Source organism: Arthrobacter cupressi (genome assembly GCF_900099975.1).
GTDB classification, from domain to species: domain Bacteria; phylum Actinomycetota; class Actinomycetes; order Actinomycetales; family Micrococcaceae; genus Arthrobacter; species Arthrobacter cupressi.
This window is the reverse complement of record NZ_FNEI01000014.1, coordinates 67,681-86,601: the sequence shown is the minus strand read 5'-3', so window position 1 is coordinate 86,601 and position 18,921 is coordinate 67,681. Positions and strand designations below refer to the sequence as shown.

The 18,921-nt window shown below is 67.2% G+C and carries 16 protein-coding genes; 2 read left to right on the top strand and 14 right to left on the bottom strand.

The features are described 5' to 3' along the window. Positions 1 to 165 precede the first annotated feature (165 nt). From BLP88_RS15205 to dinB, 14 genes are all read right to left on the bottom strand, one after another. Entirely contained in the window at positions 166 to 1,023 is an 858-nt protein-coding gene (locus BLP88_RS15205) for a cell division protein FtsQ/DivIB (RefSeq protein WP_074590549.1), read from the bottom strand. Further along, positions 1,016 to 2,386, bottom strand: coding sequence for a UDP-N-acetylmuramate--L-alanine ligase (gene murC, locus BLP88_RS15200; protein ID WP_074590548.1), 1,371 nt, complete (start codon positions 2,384 to 2,386; stop codon positions 1,016 to 1,018). The genes BLP88_RS15205 and murC overlap by 8 nt, the downstream gene beginning before the upstream one ends. Next, positions 2,383 to 3,519 (bottom strand): undecaprenyldiphospho-muramoylpentapeptide beta-N-acetylglucosaminyltransferase, encoded by a 1,137-nt coding sequence (murG, locus tag BLP88_RS15195; RefSeq protein WP_074590546.1) that lies wholly within the window; start codon positions 3,517 to 3,519, stop codon positions 2,383 to 2,385. The genes murC and murG overlap by 4 nt, the downstream gene beginning before the upstream one ends. Before the next feature lie 6 nt (positions 3,520 to 3,525). Further along, on the bottom strand, positions 3,526 to 4,794 hold the full coding sequence (ftsW, locus tag BLP88_RS15190; protein ID WP_074590544.1) for a putative lipid II flippase FtsW: 1,269 nt from the start codon (positions 4,792 to 4,794) through the stop codon (positions 3,526 to 3,528). A gap of 2 nt (positions 4,795 to 4,796) precedes the next feature. After that, positions 4,797 to 6,404: a UDP-N-acetylmuramoyl-L-alanine--D-glutamate ligase gene (murD, locus tag BLP88_RS15185; protein WP_074590543.1), complete on the bottom strand. Its 1,608-nt coding sequence runs from the start codon at positions 6,402 to 6,404 to the stop codon at positions 4,797 to 4,799. Beyond that, positions 6,386 to 7,495: a phospho-N-acetylmuramoyl-pentapeptide-transferase gene (mraY, locus tag BLP88_RS15180; protein ID WP_074590542.1), complete on the bottom strand. Its 1,110-nt coding sequence runs from the start codon at positions 7,493 to 7,495 to the stop codon at positions 6,386 to 6,388. The genes murD and mraY overlap by 19 nt, the downstream gene beginning before the upstream one ends. Next, positions 7,492 to 8,979, bottom strand: a complete 1,488-nt coding sequence (locus BLP88_RS15175) for a UDP-N-acetylmuramoyl-tripeptide--D-alanyl-D-alanine ligase (RefSeq protein WP_074590540.1) — start codon at positions 8,977 to 8,979, stop codon at positions 7,492 to 7,494. Before BLP88_RS15175 ends, mraY begins: the two co-directional genes overlap by 4 nt. 6 nt (positions 8,980 to 8,985) lie before the next feature. Beyond that, the gene (locus BLP88_RS15170; RefSeq protein ID WP_074590601.1) at positions 8,986 to 10,623 is read right to left on the bottom strand and encodes a UDP-N-acetylmuramoyl-L-alanyl-D-glutamate--2,6-diaminopimelate ligase; all 1,638 of its coding nucleotides are present in this window, start codon (positions 10,621 to 10,623) and stop codon (positions 8,986 to 8,988) included. 201 nt (positions 10,624 to 10,824) lie between these two features. After that, on the bottom strand, positions 10,825 to 12,543 hold the full coding sequence (locus tag BLP88_RS15165; RefSeq protein WP_139163411.1) for a peptidoglycan D,D-transpeptidase FtsI family protein: 1,719 nt from the start codon (positions 12,541 to 12,543) through the stop codon (positions 10,825 to 10,827). A 122-nt stretch (positions 12,544 to 12,665) separates the two neighbouring features. Then, a complete protein-coding gene (gene ftsL, locus BLP88_RS15160; RefSeq protein ID WP_074590536.1) occupies positions 12,666 to 13,358 on the bottom strand; it encodes a cell division protein FtsL in 693 nt (230 codons plus the stop codon). Beyond that, positions 13,355 to 14,353, bottom strand: a complete 999-nt coding sequence (rsmH, locus tag BLP88_RS15155) for a 16S rRNA (cytosine(1402)-N(4))-methyltransferase RsmH (RefSeq protein ID WP_074590534.1) — start codon at positions 14,351 to 14,353, stop codon at positions 13,355 to 13,357. Before rsmH ends, ftsL begins: the two co-directional genes overlap by 4 nt. Before the next feature lie 175 nt (positions 14,354 to 14,528). Beyond that, the gene (gene mraZ / locus BLP88_RS15150) at positions 14,529 to 14,960 is read right to left on the bottom strand and encodes a division/cell wall cluster transcriptional repressor MraZ (RefSeq protein ID WP_074590532.1); all 432 of its coding nucleotides are present in this window, start codon (positions 14,958 to 14,960) and stop codon (positions 14,529 to 14,531) included. A gap of 317 nt (positions 14,961 to 15,277) precedes the next feature. Next, a complete protein-coding gene (locus BLP88_RS15145) occupies positions 15,278 to 15,640 on the bottom strand; it encodes a DUF3040 domain-containing protein (protein ID WP_074590531.1) in 363 nt (120 codons plus the stop codon). 235 nt (positions 15,641 to 15,875) lie between these two features. Beyond that, the gene (gene dinB, locus BLP88_RS15140) at positions 15,876 to 17,093 is read right to left on the bottom strand and encodes a DNA polymerase IV (protein WP_074590599.1); all 1,218 of its coding nucleotides are present in this window, start codon (positions 17,091 to 17,093) and stop codon (positions 15,876 to 15,878) included. 197 nt (positions 17,094 to 17,290) lie between these two features. On the opposite strand from dinB, the gene BLP88_RS15135 reads away from it, so the two are divergent. Continuing rightward, a complete protein-coding gene (locus BLP88_RS15135; protein WP_074590529.1) occupies positions 17,291 to 17,788 on the top strand; it encodes a hypothetical protein in 498 nt (165 codons plus the stop codon). Then, complete coding sequence (locus tag BLP88_RS15130) at positions 17,785 to 18,876, top strand: polyprenyl synthetase family protein (protein ID WP_074590527.1); 1,092 nt, start codon at positions 17,785 to 17,787, stop codon at positions 18,874 to 18,876. The genes BLP88_RS15135 and BLP88_RS15130 overlap by 4 nt, the downstream gene beginning before the upstream one ends. Positions 18,877 to 18,921: the final 45 nt, after the last annotated feature.

The window sequence follows — 18,921 nt, the reverse complement described above, 5'->3', positions numbered from 1 at the left end:
GGACCTTAACCCTCTAGTTGAAGGTTATAGTTATGTCAAGTAACTCTTATGCGACGGTATGGGCTGGGAATCACACATTCAATGACCCGCTCAGCGTGTCGTGTGAAAGTCCCGAAATTAGCCCCTGCCGCCTGCGCGTTGCCCTGCTCTCCCGCCCCCGAAAGGCTACTTCGTCAGCGGGTGCCGCGGCGCGGAAACGTCATAGACGTTCACCGGAACCTTCGGATCCGCCGGCGCCTTGAGGAGCGCTTCGAGCACGCGGGCTTTGAGCTCCTTCTCCTCCGCGTTGCCCCACACAACTGTCTTGCCGTCGATGAGCCTGAGCTCGACGGCGTCGGGTGACTTGGCCGAGGCGCTGGCCATCTTCGCCAGGACGTCCGCTGGCAGGGTTGCGAGAACGGCCGTGATTGCCGTGAACAGCTCGGCCTTGGCGGCGTTGCCCTCGATCAGGGGCAGCGGTACGGAAGCCGGGTCCGTGGTGGAGCCCAGCTGGACCCCGTCCACGTCCACCAGCAGGTAGCTGCCGCCCTTTTTCAGCAGCGCCACCGGCACCCGTTCCACGACGTGGACAAGGAGGGTCGACGGCGGCCGGGCCTCGGTGCTGACGGAACGCACCTGGACCAGCGGCTTGAGCAGCCGGGTGATTTCGGCGTCGTCGATCTGCGGCAGGGGCGTCCCCTCCACCGGGGCGAGCGCCTTCCGCACTGCGTCGGCCTTCAGCAGCTTGGTGCCGTCCACGGTGACCGTGCGGACGGCGAGCATGGGTGAGTAGACGGCGGCGGCCAGCAGCGCCGCCACCAGGGCGATCACCACGGCGGCAGCGGTGAGGACGATCCGTTTCCGTTTCCGCCCCTTGGGTTCCGGGAAGGCGAGGACTTTCGCGGATTTGTCCTTCGCTGCGGGCGGGGAACCAGGCGCAGGCGTCTCAACCGTCCGCTCGGCACTGATCACCCCGGCTCCTGCATTTGCCCCCGCCTTATCGCCGGAGCCCGGCTTGAAGGTGGGCTTCCGGGTGCTAGCCACCCAGCCGCTCCACGATGAGGGGCCCGTAGGCCGTGACGTCGCCGGCGCCGGCGGTGAGGATGATGTCGCCCTCCCCTGCCCTGGCGACGATCTGCCCGACGGCGTCATCGGCGCCGACGAGCCGGCCGGAGCGCAGGTGCTCCGTGATCAGCGCGCTGGTGACGCCGGGAATGGGGTCCTCCCGGGCGGGATAGATGTCCAGGACCAGTGCCGTGTCCGCCAGGTTCAGGGCCTCCGCGAACTCCCGGGAGAATTCGCGGGTCCGGGAGAACAGGTGCGGCTGGAAAAGAACGTGTACCTTGTTGCCGGCCGCGACGGTGCGCGCGGCGGAAAGGGCGGCGCGGACCTCCGTGGGGTGGTGGGCGTAGTCGTCGTAGACCCGCACTCCCCTGCCTTCGCCCTTGAATTCGAACCTGCGGGCCGCGCCGCTGAAGTGGGCCAGGGCGGCGGCGGCAGCCGCGGGTTCAACCCCGAGCTCGACGGCGGCGGCGAAAGCAGCTGCCGCGTTGAGCGCATTGTGGCGGCCGGGGACCTGCAGCACGAGGCGCTGCTTTTCGCCCGCCAGGCTGATCCAGCTGCCCCCTGCGCCTTCGTCCTCCAGGCGGATGTCGGCGTCCTCGGCAGTCCCGTACGTCATGACCCGCGTGGTGCCGGCGGCCCGGACCCGGGCAGCGAGGGCGCGTGCGCCGTCGTCGTCAGCGCAGGTGAGCAGCAGCCCGTGTTCCGGCAGCAGCGCAGCGAAGGCGTCGAAGGAGGCGAAGACGGCTTCGGGCGTGCCGTAGTGGTCAAGGTGGTCGGCCTCGACATTGGTGACGATGGAGATCAACGGGCGGTAGTTCAGGAAGGACGCGTCGGATTCGTCGGCCTCGGCCACGAAGATGTCGGAACTGCCGCTGGCGGCATTGACGCCGAGCGCCGGCACGTTGGCGCCGATCGCGAAGGAGGGATCCAGGCCCGCCTGCTGCAGCAGCACCGTCACCATCGAGGTGGTGGTTGACTTGCCGTGGGTTCCGGCGACAGCCACCACGCGGTCTGTGCCCATGGTGGCGGCAAGTCCTTCCGAGCGGTGCAGCACCGGCAGGCCGGCGGCCCGGGCGGCGAGCAGTTCCGGGTTGTCCTCCCGGATGGCGGAACCTGCCACGACGGTCTGGGCGTCGCCCAGGTTTTCCGCCGCGTAGCCGACGGCGATGCGCGCGCCTGCCGTGGCCAGCTCGCGCATCACGGGAAGATCCTTGGCGTCGGAGCCGCTGACGGTGACGCCGCGGGCGACCATGATCCGGGCGACGGCGGACATTCCGACGCCGCCGATCCCGATGAAGTGCACCCGGCCGAGGGAGCTGAGGTCTGCGATGGGCTGGGTCATTCCGATACCGCTTCCAGGACAAGATCAGCCATGCGCTGATCGGCGTTTCTGATGCCGAGCCTTTCGGCCCTGGCGGCCATGTCTTCCAGGCGCTGCCGGTCGCGCAGCAACGGGATGAGCTCCCGCTCGAGCCAACCGGCGGTGAGTGCCTTGTCGTCAACAATGAGCGCGGCGCCGCCCGCCACCAGCGCCCGGGCGTTCAATGCCTGTTCACCGTTGCCCACCGGGAGCGGAACGAACACGGCGGGAACGCCGACGGCGGCCACCTCGCTTACCGTCGCGGCGCCGGCACGGGCCAGCAGGACGTCGGCGGCGGCGTAGACGTTCTCCATGCCATCCACGTATTCGACCTGCCGGTAACCCTCGGCGCTGAGCGGCGCGCCGGCGTCGTCCGTGACTTCCTTGCCGCGGCCGGTGATGTGCAGGGTCTGGACTCCGGCTGCCGCGAGGGCGGCCAGGGCGTCCGCGATGGTGCGGTTGATGCTTTGGGCACCGGAGGATCCGCCGGTCACGACCAGGGCCGGCCGTTCGTCGTCCAGGCCCAGGGCGCGGCGGGCATCCGCGCGGGCCGAGGTCCTGTCCAGGCCCGAGATCGCCTTGCGCATGGGCATGCCCACGTGGCGGGCATGCCTCAGCTTGGTTTCGGGAAAGGCAACGGCAACGTGGTGGCTGAACAGGGCCCCCACCCTGTTCGCCAGCCCGGGGCGGCTGTTCGCTTCGTGGATGACGATGGGGATCTTCCGTTTCCGGGCGGCCAGGTACATCGGGGTACACACGTAGCCTCCAACGCCCACCAGCACATCGGCCCGGGCCTGGTCCAGGATGCGGCCGGCCTGCTTCACGGCCCCGGCGAAACGGGCCGGGAACTTCAGCGCCGCGAGGGACGGCCGCCGCGGAAACGGGACCCGGCCGATGGTGGCCAGTTCGTAGCCCGCGGCCGGGACCAGCCGGGTCTCCATGCCTTCGGCGGTGCCGACCGTGAGGATGGCGGCGTCCGGGCGGATGGCCTTCAGGGCGTCGGCGATGGCGAGCATCGGGCTGATGTGGCCGGCGGTTCCGCCTCCGGCAAGCACCACGGACAGTGGTTTGGGCTGTGTTCGCCTGGTTTGGGTTTCCTCGGGCTGGGAATTCATGAAGTGCTATTTACGCTTTCGTGCAGTTTTGTTGGATCGGCGCCACAGGCCGGGACGTTTGCCTGGCGCGATCTGGGCGCGGGCCAAGGACAACACTACGCCCACGCCGCACAGGGACATCAACAGGGCCGAGCCGCCGTAGGAAATGAAGGGCAGGGGCACACCGATGACCGGCAGGAGCTGGGTGACGACGGCCATGTTCATGCTTGCCTGGCCCAGCAGCCAGACCATGATCGAGCCGGCCAGGGTGCGCTGGAAGGGATCGGTCTGGCGGATCACCACGCGGAAGATCGCGATGCCCAGGATCGCGAAAAGCAGCAGGACCACGATGGTGCCCAGCAGGCCCAGTTCCTCGCCGATGATTGCGAAAATGAAGTCGTTGTGGGCTTCGGGGAGCCAGTTGTATTTCTGCCGGCTCTGGCCGAGGCCAAGGCCGGTCCAGCCGCCCTGGGCCAGGCCATACATCCCGTTGGTGGACTGGAAGTCAAAGTCGAACTGCGCCTTGCAGCTGTCCGAGGCATTGCCAAGCCAGGAGGTAATGCGGCAGATGCGGTTGGGGCTGCTGAGGGTGAGGACGGTGGCCGCGACCGCCCCGGCCGCACCCGCGATGGCCAGCATCTTCCCGGGCACGCCCGCGAAGAACAGCCCCGCCGCGATGATTGCCATCACCACGATGGCCGTACCGAGGTCGTTGCCCAGCAGGACGAGGCCAAGAACCAGGCCGGCTCCCGGCACCACCGGGATGATCACGTGCATCCAGCGGTGGAGCAGTTTCTCCTTCCGGGCCAGGACCGTGGCGATCCAGACGCAGAGGACGAGCTTGGCGATTTCCGAGGGCTGGATGCTGACGCCGCCGACATCGATCCAGTTCTGGTTGCCGAGGGTCTTGCGGCCGATCACCTGGACGAGGACCAGGAGGACCATGACGATGCCCAGGGCCGGCCACGAAAGCCGCTTCATCCACGTCACGTTGGTCCGCGAAATGAGGTACATCGCGATCACGCCGATCACGCCGAAGGTGGCCTGCTTCATGGCGTCCGCGTAGGGCGACCGGCCCACCGAGATGGCTTCCACGCTGGAGGCGGAGAGCACCATCATGATGCCGATCGCGGTGAGCGCGAGGGTACAGCCCAGGATCAGGTAGTAGGTGGAGCTGTTGGCTACCGCGCCCTTGCCCTCGATGCCGTCCCAGAGCCTCCGGAACCGGTCCCGAAGCCCCGGCCTCTGCCGGGCCGGCTTCCTGGCCGGCGCCTGGCGGGTGGGCGTGGTGACCATTGCTACTCCTCGGTGGTCTGTGCCTTGCCTTCCGCGGGATCGCCTTCCACGAGATCGCGAACTGCCTGGATGAAAGCGTCTCCCCGGTGGGCGTAGGAAGAGAACTGGTCCATGGACGCGGCCGCCGGTGCCAGCAGCACCGTATCGCCCGGGACGGCGATCCGGGCGGCCGCGGCGACGGCCTGGGCCATCACGGTGTCCCCGAAGATCGGCGGAACGTCCTTGCCCGATCCATCTGTACCGGAGGTCCGCGCCTCTTCAGTTTCGCTCCTGGGCTGCCCGATCACGGGGACATCCGCTGCGTGTCGCTGAAGGGAGGCTTCCAGGGCGGCCGTGTCGGTGCCGATGAGCACCACGGCCTTGAGCCGGTGGGCCTGGTCCCTGACGAGGTCGTCGTAGTTGACGCCCTTGGACAGTCCGCCGGCGATCCACACCACGTTCTCGAAGGCGGCGAGGGCTGCGGCAGCGGCGTGCGGGTTGGTGGCCTTGGAATCGTTGATCCATAGGACGTCGCCGTGCTTGCTGACGGGCTGGATGCGGTGCTTGCCGGGGAGGTAGTGCTTGAGGCCTTCACGCACCGCTGCCGGTTCCACGCCGTAGGCCCGCACCAGCGCCGCGGCGGCCAGCGCATTGGCCACGAGGTGGCGGGGCGCTACCGGGCCGAGGTCGGACAGGGCGGCGAGCTCCGCGGCGGAGTCCTTGCGTTCGGGGATGAATGCCCGGTCCACCAGGAGGCCCTCGACGACGCCGAGCATGCTGATGGCCGGGGTCACCGTGGTGAAGCCGACAGCCCGGCAGCCCTCAATGACGTCGGCGTTCTCCACCATGCGTTCGGTTTCGATCTGCTCGGCGTTGTAGATGCAGGCGATCCGCGTGTTCTCGAAGACCTTGGCCTTGTCCGCCAGGTACGCGTCGTAGGAGCCGTGCCAGTCCACATGGTCCTCGGCCACGTTGAGGCAGACGCTCGCCGCCGGGGAGAGGGTGTGGCTCCAATGCAGCTGGAAGCTGGAAAGCTCGACGGCGAACACGTCGTAGTCGACCGGGTCGCGCAGGGCGTCCAGGATCGGGGTGCCGACGTTGCCGACAGCGATCGCCTTCAGGCCCGCGGCCTGCAGCATGGATTCGGTCATGCCCACCGTGGTGGTCTTGCCGTTCGTACCGGTGATGGTGAGCCAGTCCGCCGTCTTGCGGCCCTTGCGCTCCCGCAGCCGCCAGGCGAGTTCGACGTCGCCCCACACCGGGATGTGCGCGCGCTTCGCCGCGGCGAGCAGGGCCTGGTCCGGCCGCCATCCCGGCGAGGTCACCACGAGCTCGGGTTTCTCGCCGTCGATCTCGGGGATGGTGAGCACGGCGTTCGGTCCGAGGAGGACGTCCACGGCGCCGACGATCTTCAGGGTGTCCGCCTGGGCCTCGGCTTTCGCCGTGGTGGCGGCGTCGACCACCACCACGCGGGCACCGAGTTCGATCAGGGTGTCGGCCGCGGAGAATCCGGAGACGCCGATGCCGGTGACCACTACGCGCAGGCCGCGCCAGTCCGCGTCCCAGCTAGTGAGGTCTTTGAGCCGGTCGTTTCCGTGCCGGTCGTTCGTGTTCACAGCAGCACCACCCATTCAGCGTAGAAAATACCGAGCCCGGCGGCGACGAAGAGGCCGCAGAGGATCCAGAAGCGCACCACCACGGTGATCTCGGCCCAGCCCTTGAGCTCGAAGTGGTGCTGCAGCGGGGCCATCTTGAAGAAGCGTTTACCCTTGGTGACCTTGAAGTAGCCCACCTGGATGATCACCGAGAGGGTGATCAGCACGAACAGTCCCCCGATGATGCCCAGCAGCAGTTCGGTGCGGGACAGGATGGCGAAGCCGGCCACGGCGCCGCCGATGGCCAGGGAACCGGTGTCGCCCATGAAGATCTTCGCCGGAGAGGTGTTCCACCACAGGAAGCCCACCAGGGCGGCGCTCATGATGGCTGCGAGCAGCGCGAGGTCCAGGGGGTCGCGGACCAGGTAGCAGCCGCTGCCTGTTTCCCTGGGCGAGCCGCAGGCCTGGTTGTTCTGCCAGATCCCCATGAGGGTGTAGGCGCCGAAAACCATGATGGAGGCACCCGCGGCGAGCCCGTCGAGACCGTCGGTGAGGTTGACGCCGTTGGTGGCCGCGGTGACGATCAGGTTCGACCAGACCACGAAGAGGATAGCCCCGAGCACGGTGCCGCCGAAGGCAAGGTTCAGCCAGGGAATGTCGCGGACCAGGGAGATCTGGTAGGACGCGGGGGTGATGCCGTCCGCGTTGGGGAACTGCAGCACCAGGATGCCGAAGGCGATGCCAACCACGGCCTGCAGGATCAGCTTGGCCTTGGCGTTCAGGCCGAGGCTGCGCTGCTTGGAGATCTTGATGAAGTCATCCAGGAAGCCCACGAAGCCCATGCCGACCATGAGGAACAGCAGGAGCAGCCCGGAGGCGGAAGGACCGGGCGACCGAGGGTTCATCATCCACATGATCAGGTGGGTCACGGCATAGCTGATGAGCACCGCCGCGACCACCACGGTGCCGCCCATCGTGGGGGTTCCGCGTTTGGTGTGGTGCGAGGTGGGCCCGTCGTCGCGGATGAATTGTCCGTAGCCTTTGTGGACCAGGAAACGGATGAACAGCGGGGTGCCGATCAAGGCCACAAGGAGGGCGACGCCTGCGCCGATCAACAGTGCAATCACAGCAGCTCGTTCCCTTCATTGGCAGCCACAGCCGCAGTGTCCACGATCGTCCCCGCCCGTGGGGCTAATGCTATCCGATCCCCCAGATGCCGCAGCCCCACGCCGTTCGAGGACTTGAACAGCACGAGGTCCCCCGGTTCCAGCTGCGATTGGAGGAGCGCGAAGGCTTCGTCAGCGGTTTCGGTGAAGACGCATTCGTCGCCCCAGGAGCCCTCCTGGATGGCCGAAATGTACAGGGCCCGCGCCTCACGCCCCACCACCAGGAGCCGCGAAATGTTCAGCCGCACCACCTGGGTGCCGATGGCCGTGTGTTCCCGGATCGAGTCCTCGCCAAGTTCGAGCATGGCACCCAGGACGGCCCAGGTGCGCCGGCCCTGGCCGATGTCCGCCAGGGTGCGCAGGGCGGCCCGCATGGATTCCGGGTTCGCGTTGTAGGCGTCGTTGATCACGGTGACGCCGTCCGCGCGTTCGGTGCGTTCCATGCGCCAGCGGCTCGCGGCGGTCTGCTCCGAGAGCGAGGCGGCGATGTCGTCGCCGGGAATGCCCGCGGCGTAGGCGGCAGCCGCGGCCGCGAGCAGGTTCCCCAGGTGGTGTGCGCCGATCAGCCTGCTGCGCACTGGACGTGGCCCGGCGCCGTCGGGCAGTACAAGGTCGAACTCCGGGTGGCCCAGGGCGTCGATGTCCGCGTTGCGGGCCTCGACGGCGGCACCTGGCGCGCCGGCGGAGCTGGTGCCCAGGATCGGGGCAACGGTACGCGGGGCCATGGCGGCAACCCGTGGATCGTCCAGGTTGATGACGGCCGTGCCGTCCGTGCCGAGGGCCTCGAGCAGTTCGCCCTTGGTTTTGGCGATGTTCTCGACGCCGCCGAACTCGCCGGCGTGGGCCGTGCCCACCACGAGCACGACGCCGATATCGGGCTTGACCATGCCGGCCAGGTATTCGATGTGGCCGATTCCGGTGGCGCCCATTTCGATCACGAGGTACCGGGTGCCGGCGTCTGCCGTGAACACCGTCAGGGGGACGCCGACTTCGCCGTTGTAGGAACCCTTGGGCGCCACAGTCTGCCCGGCCTTGGAGAGGATTCCGGCCAGCAGGTCCTTGGTGGTGGTCTTGCCCGCGGAACCGGTGATCCCGACCACGGTGAACTCTTCCCCGGCAGCCGCACGTTCGGCGCGGATCCGGCGGACTGCTTCGGCGGCGAGGGCGCCCATGGCCAGCACGGCGTCCTCGACGATGACCGCGGGGTACGGCCGGCCTTCGGCGTCGGTCACTTCGCGTTCGCAGAGGGCCAGCACGGCCCCGTTGTCGAAGGCGGCTCCGACGAAGTTGTGACCGTCCGCGTGTTCTCCCGGCTTGGCGACGTAGAGCGACCCGGCTTCTGCTTCGCGGGAGTCCGTCACCACAGAAAGGGGGACAATCCCCGGATCGGAGGCAAGGGTTCCATTGGTGATGTGGGCGATTTCCGCCGCTGTCAGTGCAATCATCTCGGTCTAGGACTCTATCCGCTCGTCTGCTGGAACCCGGAATCCCCTGGCTGTCAAGGCGGCCTTCAGTTCCTCCCTGTCATCGAGGGCGAGGTTGACCCCTTTGACTTCCTGCCAGATTTCGTGGCCGCGCCCGGCCACCAGGATGGTGTCCTTTTCGGTGGCGAGTTCCACCGCCTTGCGGATCGCCACGTCGCGCGGGAAGGACTCGACGATTTCGCAGCGCAGTTGCTCGGCGTCCCGGGCGGCGACAGCGCCGGCCAGCACCTCGGCGCGGATCGCGGCGGCGTCCTCGTCGTGGGGGTCGTCGTCGCTGATGATCACGACGTCGGACAGCCGGGCGGCGATCGCGCCCATAGTGGGGCGCTTGCCCTGGTCGCGCTGGCCGGTGGCGCCGAAGACGACGATCACCCGGGAGCCTTCCTCGCGGGAGCGCACCGCTTCAAGGGCGCGGGCGAGGGCATCGGGGTTGTGCGCGAAGTCGACCACCGAGGCCGGCGCTTCGGACACCAGTTGCATGCGGCCGGGCACGGCGACCGCGAACGGGTCCTGCTCGTCGAGAGCGGCCTGGAGTGCGTCACGGCCTACACCGGAGGCCAGGACCATGATGGTGGCCAGGGCAGCGTTGGCGATGTTGAAGTCCCCGGGCAGGGCCGTGCGCGCCCGCAGTTCCCCGCCGTCGCGGTGCCGGAGCACGAAACCGTTCCCCAGGCCGCGCGGGGTGCTGGAGACAAGGGTCCAGTCCGCGTCCGGCGCCTCGCGTTTGCCCTGCAGGGACAGCGTGGTGACCGGAACCGTCGCTTCGGCGGCGAGGGTGCGGCCCCACTCGTCGTCGACGATCACCACCGCGCGGCGGCAGCGTGCCGGGGTGAACAGCTCCGCCTTGGTGCGGAAGTACTCCTCCATGCTGCCGTGCAGGTCCAGGTGGTCCTGGGTGAGGTTGGTGAAGCCGGCGACGTCGAACATCACCCCGTCCACGCGCCGGTAGGACACCGCGTGGGAGGAGACTTCCATGGAGGCCGCGTCCAGCCCCCGCTCCCGCATCAGGGCGAGCAAGGCGTGCACGTCCGGGGATTCAGGGGTGGTCAGCAGGCTGGGGATCGCTTCGGCGCCGGCCAGGATTTCGATGGTCCCGATCAGGCCCGGTGTCTTGCCCAGGGCGCGCAGCAGGGAGTTGATGAAGTAGGTGGTGGTGGTCTTGCCGTTGGTGCCGGTCACGCCGAAGAGGGTCGGCGAGTCCTCCCCCGCCGGCTGGCTGCGGTAGACCAGCGCGGAAACCGGCCCGACGGCGGTACGCGGCTCGCGGACGGACAGCACCGGAACGCCCGGGCCGCCGTCGGCCAGCAGCCGCTTGGCGCCGTCGTGGTCGCTGAGGATCGCGACCGCCCCCGCGGTTACCGCCTGCGCCGCGAATTCCGCCCCGTGCCGGCTCGCGCCGGGCAAGGCGAGGTACAGGTCGCCGTGCTCCACGGCGCGGGAGTTGAGGGAGACGCCCGTGACCGTAACGGCCGCGTCCGCCTCGGAGACCTCGACTCCCAGCGACGCGGCGATCTCGCGCAGCGGCACCGGAACCACCCGGGCGGGCCGGAACCCGCTGTGCCCGGCGGCCGTGCTTCCCGCCGTCGTATGGGTCCCGGGTGGGATCTGAACGGCGTCATTCTGCTCTGGCAAGGTGGGTCTCCGATGGTGCTCGTGGAACTGGCCGCGTGCTGCCGGGCCCGATGTTTCAGGCGGACGGCCGCGCTACGCGGCGCGGATGGATCGGTGTAAATGGACTCAGGGTGTGGCCGGGCAACTGCCACACAAGCTTACTCGGCGGGCTGTGCGGCTACTTCTCGGACTGGCTTATTTGGCGAACTGGGGGAACCGGGCCGGGGTCCCGGTGGACGGTGGAACGTTGTAGGTGCGCAGGACCTGGCCGAGGACTGAACGCAGGACCGGCCCGTTGGTGATGCCGTAGATGTTCCCCTTCGGGCGCTGGACCACCACCTCGACAATGAAGCGCGGGTTGTCCATGGGGGCCATGGCCACCATGGAGGCCGTGTAGCCGTCAAAGCCGGGAAGGCCGTCCTCTCGGGGAGCCTGGGAGGTGCCGGTCTTGGCGCCCACCCGGTAACCGTCCACCGCGGCTTCCTTGATCTGGCCTTCGGTGACGTTGCTCTCGAGGATGTCGCGGACCTTCTTGGCGGTTTCCTTGCTGACGGTCCGGCGGGATTCCTTGGCGGGGACCTTTTCTTCCGTGCCGTCCGGGGAGATGTAGCTGTCGATCAGCCGGGGCTGCAGCATGACGCCGTCGTTGGCGACGCTCTGGTAGGCCCGGACGGTCTGCAAGGTGGACTGAGAGACGCCCTGGCCGAACAGCACCGTGTACTGCTGGCGGTTGTCCCACTGGTCCGGCTTGGCCAGGATGCCCTTGGCTTCGGAGGGCAGGCCGATGTCCGGAGCTTCCCCGATGCCGAACTTCTTGAGCCAGTCGTAGCGCTGCTGCTTGCTCAGCCGGCTGCCGACCATCACCGTTCCGGTATTCATCGACCAGCCCAGGATGCCGGCGAGGGTCCGCTTCTCGGTGCCGTGGTCGAAGGCATCGGTGAAAGTCTCGCCGTCGATCGTGTACGCCGGCGGGATCGTGAAGGTGTCCAGCGGGCTGGCCTTGCCTTCCTCGATCGCGGCGGCAGCGGTGATCATCTTCTCCACCGAGCCGGGCTCGTAGGCCGCCGTGACCGACCGTACGCCCCGGTCCTCAGCGGCGACGCCACCCGGGTTGTTGGGGTCGGGAGCGTTGGTGTCGGCCATGACAATGATGTTGCCCGTCCTGGCGTCCATGACGACGATCGAACCCCATTGCGCGTTGAGGTTGTTCACCTGGGTCTGGATGGCCTGCTGCGCGAAGTACTGCAGGTCCGTGTTGAGCGTCAGCTTCACGTCCTTGCCGTCGACGGCGGGCGTGAGTTCGTCGGTCGCCACCGGAATGCGCAGCCCGTCGGCGCCGATCTCGAACACGCGCTTGCCGGGAGTTCCGCGCAGCGCTTCGTCCTGCGTCTGTTCGATGCCGGCCTGGCCGGAGGTGCCGTCCTGGAGGAAGCCGATGACACCGCCGGCCACGCTGCCGTTGGGGTACACGCGTTTGCTGATGGCTTTGGACACGACCCCGGGAATGGACAGCTTCGAGATGACGTCCTCCAGGTCCGGCTTCACCTCGCGGGCCAGGACCACATAGGGTTTGTCCCCCGTGAGCGAGGTGGTCAACGCCGCCGCGTCGGTTCCCAGTGCCGCGGCCAGGTCCTTGATGCCCTGTTCGCGGCTGACGGTGTCCACTTTCTCGGTGGATGAGTTGTAGCGCCCGAATTCCGGGGTGTTGGTGTTAACCCTCTGGTCCGCCACGATGTCATAGCGGATCACGCTGCTGGCCAGCACCGTGCCGTTGGAATCAAGGATCTGGCCGCGCTCGGCCGGGAGCTCGACGGGTGTGAGGCGCTTGTTGATCCCGGCTTCGGCCATGCCACCGACGTCGAGGCCCTGGACGAGGAACAGCTTGCCACCGACCACCAGGAGCAAGGTCAGCATCAACGCAAGGCCTACCCGCAGCCTCCGCCTGGCCGTTGACGCCTTCTTCGTTTTCGATTTCGCGGAGTTTTGCGCCACGTCGTTTCCTTGCTGCTTGCCTTGCTGTCCGTTCGGCCGGAGGCTTACTGCCCGGGCGCCTTCTGCTGCGGAGCCGGCACCGAACCTCCGTTGAGGTTCACCGCCGGGGCTTTCGGCTCGTCCTTCTTCTCAGCAGGCTTCGCCTTGGCGTCATCCTTCCCCGCGGCCTTCGCATCCTTCGCATCGGCTTTGGCGTCCGCGTCCGTGGACGGGGCGTGGCTCTCCAATGGATCCTTCGTGCTGGCCGGCGGGACAACATCAAGCTGGCCGGTAATCGCCGGAGCGGCAATGACGGCACCAAGGCCTGCGCCCTTGGGTGCCGGCGTCGCGGTGCCGGTGATCGCGAGGGTCTCCAGATTGATCTGGCCTTTGGCAGTGGAAGCAACCATTCCCAATTGTGCAGCCTTGGCGGCCAGATTCTGGGGAGCTTCGAATGCCTGGCGTTGCTGTGTCAGTTCCTGGTTCTGCTTGGTCAAGGTGGCGGCCTGCGCCTTCAGCTGGACCAGGTCGTATTGCGCGGTGGAGACGGAGATGTTGAGGACCAAGACGGTCAGCAGCGCCGCCGCGAGCACCCCGAAGCAAAAGACGAAGAACGGCACCCGGCGTTTGCCCGGGGTGCCGCGGACCACGGAGAGGGGCGTGCGGACTCTGCGTCCGGCGTCGGGAGAACGCAGCGGCAGGGCGCGCGCAGTGTTGCCCACGGTGGACGGCGTTGCCTTCGCGGCGGCGGTGCTCATGCGTTTCTCCTTGCTTTGATTCGTTCAACGGCCCGGAGCCGGGCTGAGGCCGCCCGGGGGTTCTCCGCGATTTCTTCGGCGGTGGGCACCTCGGTGCCCTTGGTCAGTGTCTTGAGTTCGGGTTTGTGTTCTTCAAGCTCCACGGGGAACCCCAGCGGAGCGGAGGACTTGGACCGCTTCTGGAAGACCGACTTGACGATCTTGTCCTCGAGCGAGTGGTAGGACATCACCACCACCCGGCCGCCGAGGGCAATTGAGTCGACGGCGGCGGGCACCGCCCGCTCCAGGACGTCGAGTTCCTCGTTGACCTCGATGCGCAGCGCCTGGAAGGTCCGCTTGGCCGGGTGTCCACCGGACTTCGCGGCCGCGGCGGGCACCACGCTGCGGATCTGTTCGACAAGTTCCCCGGTGGTGGTGAAGGGCTTCCCGGCCCGGGCAGCGACGATGCGGTTGGCTATCCGGCCCGCGAACTTCTCTTCACCCCATTTCCGGATGATCCGGACGAGGTCCTCTTCGGAGTAGTTGTTCACGACGTCGGCAGCGGTCTGCCCGCGGCTCGTGTCCATCCGCATGTCCAAGGGGGCATCATAGGAGTACGCGAAGCCGCGTTCCCGCTCGTCCAGCTGGAGCGAGGAGACACCGAGGTCCATAAGGATGCCGTGCACTTCGGAAAGACCAAGGTCCTCCAGGACTTCTTCGATTTCGTCGTAGACGGCGTGGACGAGGTCGGTCCGCTTTTCGAAGGGCTTGAGCCGCTCCCCTGCGAGGGCCAGGGCCTCCTCGTCGCGGTCGATTCCCACCAGGTGCAGGTCCGGGAAGCGCTGGAGCATGGCTTCGGAGTGTCCGCCCATGCCGAGGGTCGCGTCGATGACTACCGGGACCTCGCCGCGGCTGCGGGCTGCCTCGAATCCGGGTGCCAGCAAATTGATGCACCGGTCCTTCAGGACCGGCACATGGCGCTCCGAGGTCGGCTTCGGCGTGTTCTGCTCATCCATGCTGCCTCCTCGGGTTTCGTTCACTGGCTCTTAAATGCTTCTTGGGCCGGATCCCCATCCGCGCCTATCGCTACATCCGCCTGGCTCCGGGGAAGGTGAGCCAGGTTGGCGAAGCAATGGGCGGCTGGAGATCCCGTCCAAGAAGCGGGTCCCGCCCGGAATCCGAATGATCCGTCTAGATGAATCCGGGAAGGTTGTCGTCGTCGGTTTCCGAGAAGGCGGCTTCCTTCTCGGCGAGGTACTCCTCCCAAGCCTGGGCGTCCCAGATCTCGGCCCGGGTGCCGGCCCCGATGACCGCCAGTTCCCGGCCGAGTCCTGCGTAGGCCCGGAGCGCCGGCGGAATCGTCACGCGCCCCTGCTTGTCAGGTACCTCGTCAGAGGCTCCAGACAGGAAAACCCGGATGTAGTCGCGCGCCTGCTTGGAGGAGATGGGGGCCTCCCGCATGGACTCGTGGATACGTTCGAATTCCCGCTGGCTGAAGACGTAGATGCAGCGTTCCTGCCCTCTGGTGAGGACCAAACCGTCTGCAAGTTCCTCCCGGAACTTGGCGGGAAGGATGATCCGTCCCTTTTCATCCAGACGCGGCGAGTGGGTGCCAAGAAACATTGGCCCACCGCCTATCCGTGAAAGGTGCCGTACCGCCCCGCTCCGCCACTACCCTCTTACGTCCTCCACTTTACTCCACAAGGCACCACAGTCAACGCAGGCGCGGCCGTTTCGGCACCACTCAGCGTGGATTTCGCCGCTTGGACGCGCGGAATCCTGGGTGTGGCGGGAAGTGGAGGGAAATCCCGAGTCCGTGGCGGACGGTGGTGTTGCACGGAGCCGGCGGGGGCGCTTAAACGGAAAAAGACCCGTCGAGCGGGTCTTTTTTCTTCAGATGCGGGGTCTGTGGGGCGAAGTGGAGGATTCCTTCGCTGGAGTCAGTCGTCGCCGCGGCGGCGCTCATCCCAGCGTTCTTCGAGGTTGTTCATGAAGGAACTCTTCGGCTTCCGGGCTTTGCCGGGCTTCAGCTTGCCGCCGGAGATCCTGCGGAGGGTGGCGAAATAGACACCGGCTCCCATCACGATGAACCCGAGCACGCCCAGGAAGATGTTCTGGAGGGAGACACCGACCAACAAGAGCAGGACACCGGCGATGGTGCCAAGGACCCCCACAATGATGTGCCGGGTGGACCAGGCACGTATGGGATCCGAGCCCATGGAATTGGCAAACTTCGGATCGTCCTCATGCAGTTGCTTCTCAAGTTGCTCGAGAAGCCTCTGTTCGTGCTCCGAGAGGGGCATCGCGACCTCCTTGTAATTGGCCGGGCTCGTAACCGGCCAGGGTCCAGATAGGCGGCACCCACCGCCTCTGTTTCCCTAAACGGACCGGCCCGAAAAAGGGTTCCCAATCCTTGTCCATGGAACCAGACGCGATGAGGCACTTTGTCCAGACGATCTAATTCTGTGTATTTCTAGGATAGTTTGTCGGGCACCGTTCTGAAAGACACACCGGCCCGTCCGGAGCCGCTTTCCAGTACTATCCTGCACCATCGGGACCGCGTTCGGTGCCCGGCTCAAGAAGACGGGCAGGAAGCACCGTTTTGCTCCCGAATTTCCGGCTCACCTCGTCCAGCGCCTGCTCCGCCGAACGCCAGTTGTCGTCGCGCCGGTCCAGGCTCAATTGGAGCGCAGCTCCCCCTGCAGCTTCAAGCTGTTCCAGCCGTACGCCGATCAGCCGGACACTCATCGGCCTGGCACCCAGCGAAGCCAGCAATTGGGAGGCCACCTGGTAGACAAGCTGGGCGCTGTCCACCGGCGTGTGGACAGTTTTGCTCCGGGTGACGGTGGAGAAGTCCGCGTAGCGAAGCTTCAGCGCCACGGTTCGCGCCAGCATCCCGCCGGCCCGGAGCCTCGTGGCCGTACGGTGCGAGAGCCGGAGAAGTTCCCGGTGAAGCAGTGCATCATCGAAGGTGTCGACGGCAAAGGTCTCCTCCGCACCGATGCTCTTCTCCAGCCTGGCCGGGGTTACTGGACGCGGGTCGAGCCCCATTGACAGGCGGTGGACGTGCTCCCCGGATGCGCCAAGGATCTTCCGCAGGGCGGCCGGCGGCGTGGCGGCGACGTCCGCAACGGTCCGGATGCCGAGCCGGGCCAGCACCTCCGCGGTCTTCGCCCCGACTCCCCACAGGGCCTTCACCGGCAGGCTGTGAAGGTACTCCACCGTGCGGTCCGCCTCGATCAGGAGGAGGCCGTCCGGCTTGCAGCGCGTCGAGGCGATTTTGGCCACGAACTTGTTGGCGGCGATCCCCACTGACGCGGTGATCCCGAGGTCCTCGGACACCTTCCGCCTGATCAGCTTGGCGATCTCGACAGGCGGGCCCAGCCGGCGGATCGCTCCACCGACGTCGAGGAACGCTTCATCGACACTAAGTGGCTCGACCAGTTCGGTGATGGTTTCAAACATCCGCATGAGTTCCGCCGACACCTCGTAGTAGATGTGGTGGCGAGGCTCGAGGATCACTGCGGTGGGGCACAAGCGCATGGCGACGGCCATGGGCATGGCGGATTTCACACCGACTCCTCGCGCCTCGTAGGAAGCGGACAGCACCACCGAGCGTTCGGAGGGAAACCCGACGATGACTGGCTTGCCCCGCAGCTCCGGACGGGAACGCAGTTCGACGGAGACGAAGAACGCATCCATGTCAACGTGCAGGATGCTGGTGCGCCGGAGTTCCTTCAAGGTTGCCGGGTCGATGGGCCCGCCGCCGCCCGAAACTCCGTCTGTTCTCACAGGAAAATCCTATGCCCGCAAGGAACGTGCACCCGCGGGACAGGGCACCGGCTGCGGCGTTCCGCCCGGGACCCGGCGGCTAAACTGTAGGCAGCATCCGGCATCATCTCCCCCAGGAGGAATCCCCTGTGACGTTCTTTCGAAGGCGCCAAAGCATAGCCATGGCCGCTTGTGCCGCCGGCATCGCTTTGGCCGCCGCCGCCTGCGGCGCTCCCTCGTCTCCAGGGACCCCGACGCCGGCCCACGCGGGCCAGACGCAGTCCGCGCCGTCGTCGTCGCCTTCCCTCGCCGCATCGACTGCCCCTGTTCCGGGCACGGCCGCCGCCGTCGCGTCCCTGGCGCCGGGGTTCCCGCAGAAGCTGATTCCGCTGATGCCCAAGGCGAGCCTCAAGTCCAGCAGTGTCGACAAGAACTCCTCCCCTGCCTCCGCCGGCCTCGTGGGCACCATCGCGGCACCGGCTTCCGCCGTCTTCACCTTCTATACCTCGGCCCTCACCGCCCAGGGGTTCAAGGCGGCGCCCGGGGACAAGGTGGGCGGAACCAAGTCGCGGGATTTCGTGCGGGCCAACGGTGAAACGGCCAACATCTCGGTTGACGAGGAAGCCGGGCTGACCACCTTCACCGTGGGCGCCAATGTGGCTGCAGGGTCGCTGAAGTGAGCGCGCCGCAGCTCGCCGCCGAGCAGGGCCGATTCATCGCCGACGTCGCCGCCGGACTCAACAGCTTCCTGGCCGGACAGGAGACCGTCATGGCCGGCATCTCCCCGGATGTCGCGCCGCTTATGGATTCGATTTCGAAGCTGGTTACCGGCGGGAAACGGCTCCGGGCCCTGATGGCTTATTGGGGCTGGCGCGGCGCCGGCGGCGAGGCCGCCCACCCGGACATCGTCGCGGCCGGCTGTGCCCTGGAACTGTTCCAGGCGGCTGCCCTGATCCACGACGACATCATCGACCGCTCCGATACCCGGCGCGGCGGTCCGAGCGTTCACCGCCGCTTCAGCCAACTCCACCAGGCCGAAGGCTGGGCGCTGGACGAGGAACGTTTCGGCCATGCCGCCGCAATCCTGACCGGGGATCTCTGCCTGTCCTTCAGCGAAGAGGCCTTCGCCGGCATCGGCCCGCGCGCGGCGTCGGGAACTGCGGCCCGTCGGATCTTCAACCTGATGCGGGCCGAGGTTATGGCCGGTCAGTACCTGGACATCCTCGAAGAGGTGGCCGGACCCGTGCGGGACCGCGCGGGCGCCGTGGAGCGTGCCACCTCGATCATCCGGTACAAGTCGGCAAAGTACTCCACCGAGCACCCCTTGGGTCTCGGCGGTGCGCTTGCCGGTGCGGATGACGTGTTGTTGGCCGGTTATTCGGCGTTCGCACTGCCCCTCGGCGAGGCTTTCCAGTTGCGCGACGACGTCTTGGGCGTCTTCGGCGATCCCGGGACCACCGGCAAGCCTGCCGGCGATGACCTGCGCGAGGGCAAACGGACCGTGCTGGTCGGTTTCGCGATCAACCTAAGCGAGCCGGCCGTGTCCGCGTATCTTGATGCCGCGCTCGGCCGCCAGGACCTGGACGAAAGCGAAGTCGAAAAGATCCGGCAGATCATGGTGGACTGCGGCGCACTCGCCGCCACGGAGGCCATGATTGACGAACTCAGCGGCCGCGCCTTCGAAGCCCTCGAGCGGCTGCCGTTGGCGGAGCTTCCCATGTCCGCACTCCGCGGCCTAGCAGAGGCGGCCGTGAGCCGCGCAGCCTGAACAGTCACGCGGGTCAGTCGGTTAACAACAGAGGACGACGGCGGC

Coding starts and splice junctions, on each gene's coding strand:
- rsmH (WP_074590534.1), bottom strand. CDS start 14,353: ATGGATGAGCAGAACACGCCGAAGCCGACCTCGGAGCGCCATGTGCCG.
- murG (WP_074590546.1), bottom strand. CDS start 3,519: ATGAATTCCCAGCCCGAGGAAACCCAAACCAGGCGAACACAGCCCAAA.
- BLP88_RS15145 (WP_074590531.1), bottom strand. CDS start 15,640: ATGCCCCTCTCGGAGCACGAACAGAGGCTTCTCGAGCAACTTGAGAAG.
- BLP88_RS15175 (WP_074590540.1), bottom strand. CDS start 8,979: ATGATTGCACTGACAGCGGCGGAAATCGCCCACATCACCAATGGAACC.
- mraZ (WP_074590532.1), bottom strand. CDS start 14,960: ATGTTTCTTGGCACCCACTCGCCGCGTCTGGATGAAAAGGGACGGATC.
- BLP88_RS15135 (WP_074590529.1), top strand. CDS start 17,291: ATGGCCGCTTGTGCCGCCGGCATCGCTTTGGCCGCCGCCGCCTGCGGC.
- ftsL (WP_074590536.1), bottom strand. CDS start 13,358: ATGAGCACCGCCGCCGCGAAGGCAACGCCGTCCACCGTGGGCAACACT.
- ftsW (WP_074590544.1), bottom strand. CDS start 4,794: ATGGTCACCACGCCCACCCGCCAGGCGCCGGCCAGGAAGCCGGCCCGG.
- murD (WP_074590543.1), bottom strand. CDS start 6,404: ATGGGTGGTGCTGCTGTGAACACGAACGACCGGCACGGAAACGACCGG.
- murC (WP_074590548.1), bottom strand. CDS start 2,386: ATGACCCAGCCCATCGCAGACCTCAGCTCCCTCGGCCGGGTGCACTTC.
- BLP88_RS15165 (WP_139163411.1), bottom strand. CDS start 12,543: ATGCTGACCTTGCTCCTGGTGGTCGGTGGCAAGCTGTTCCTCGTCCAG.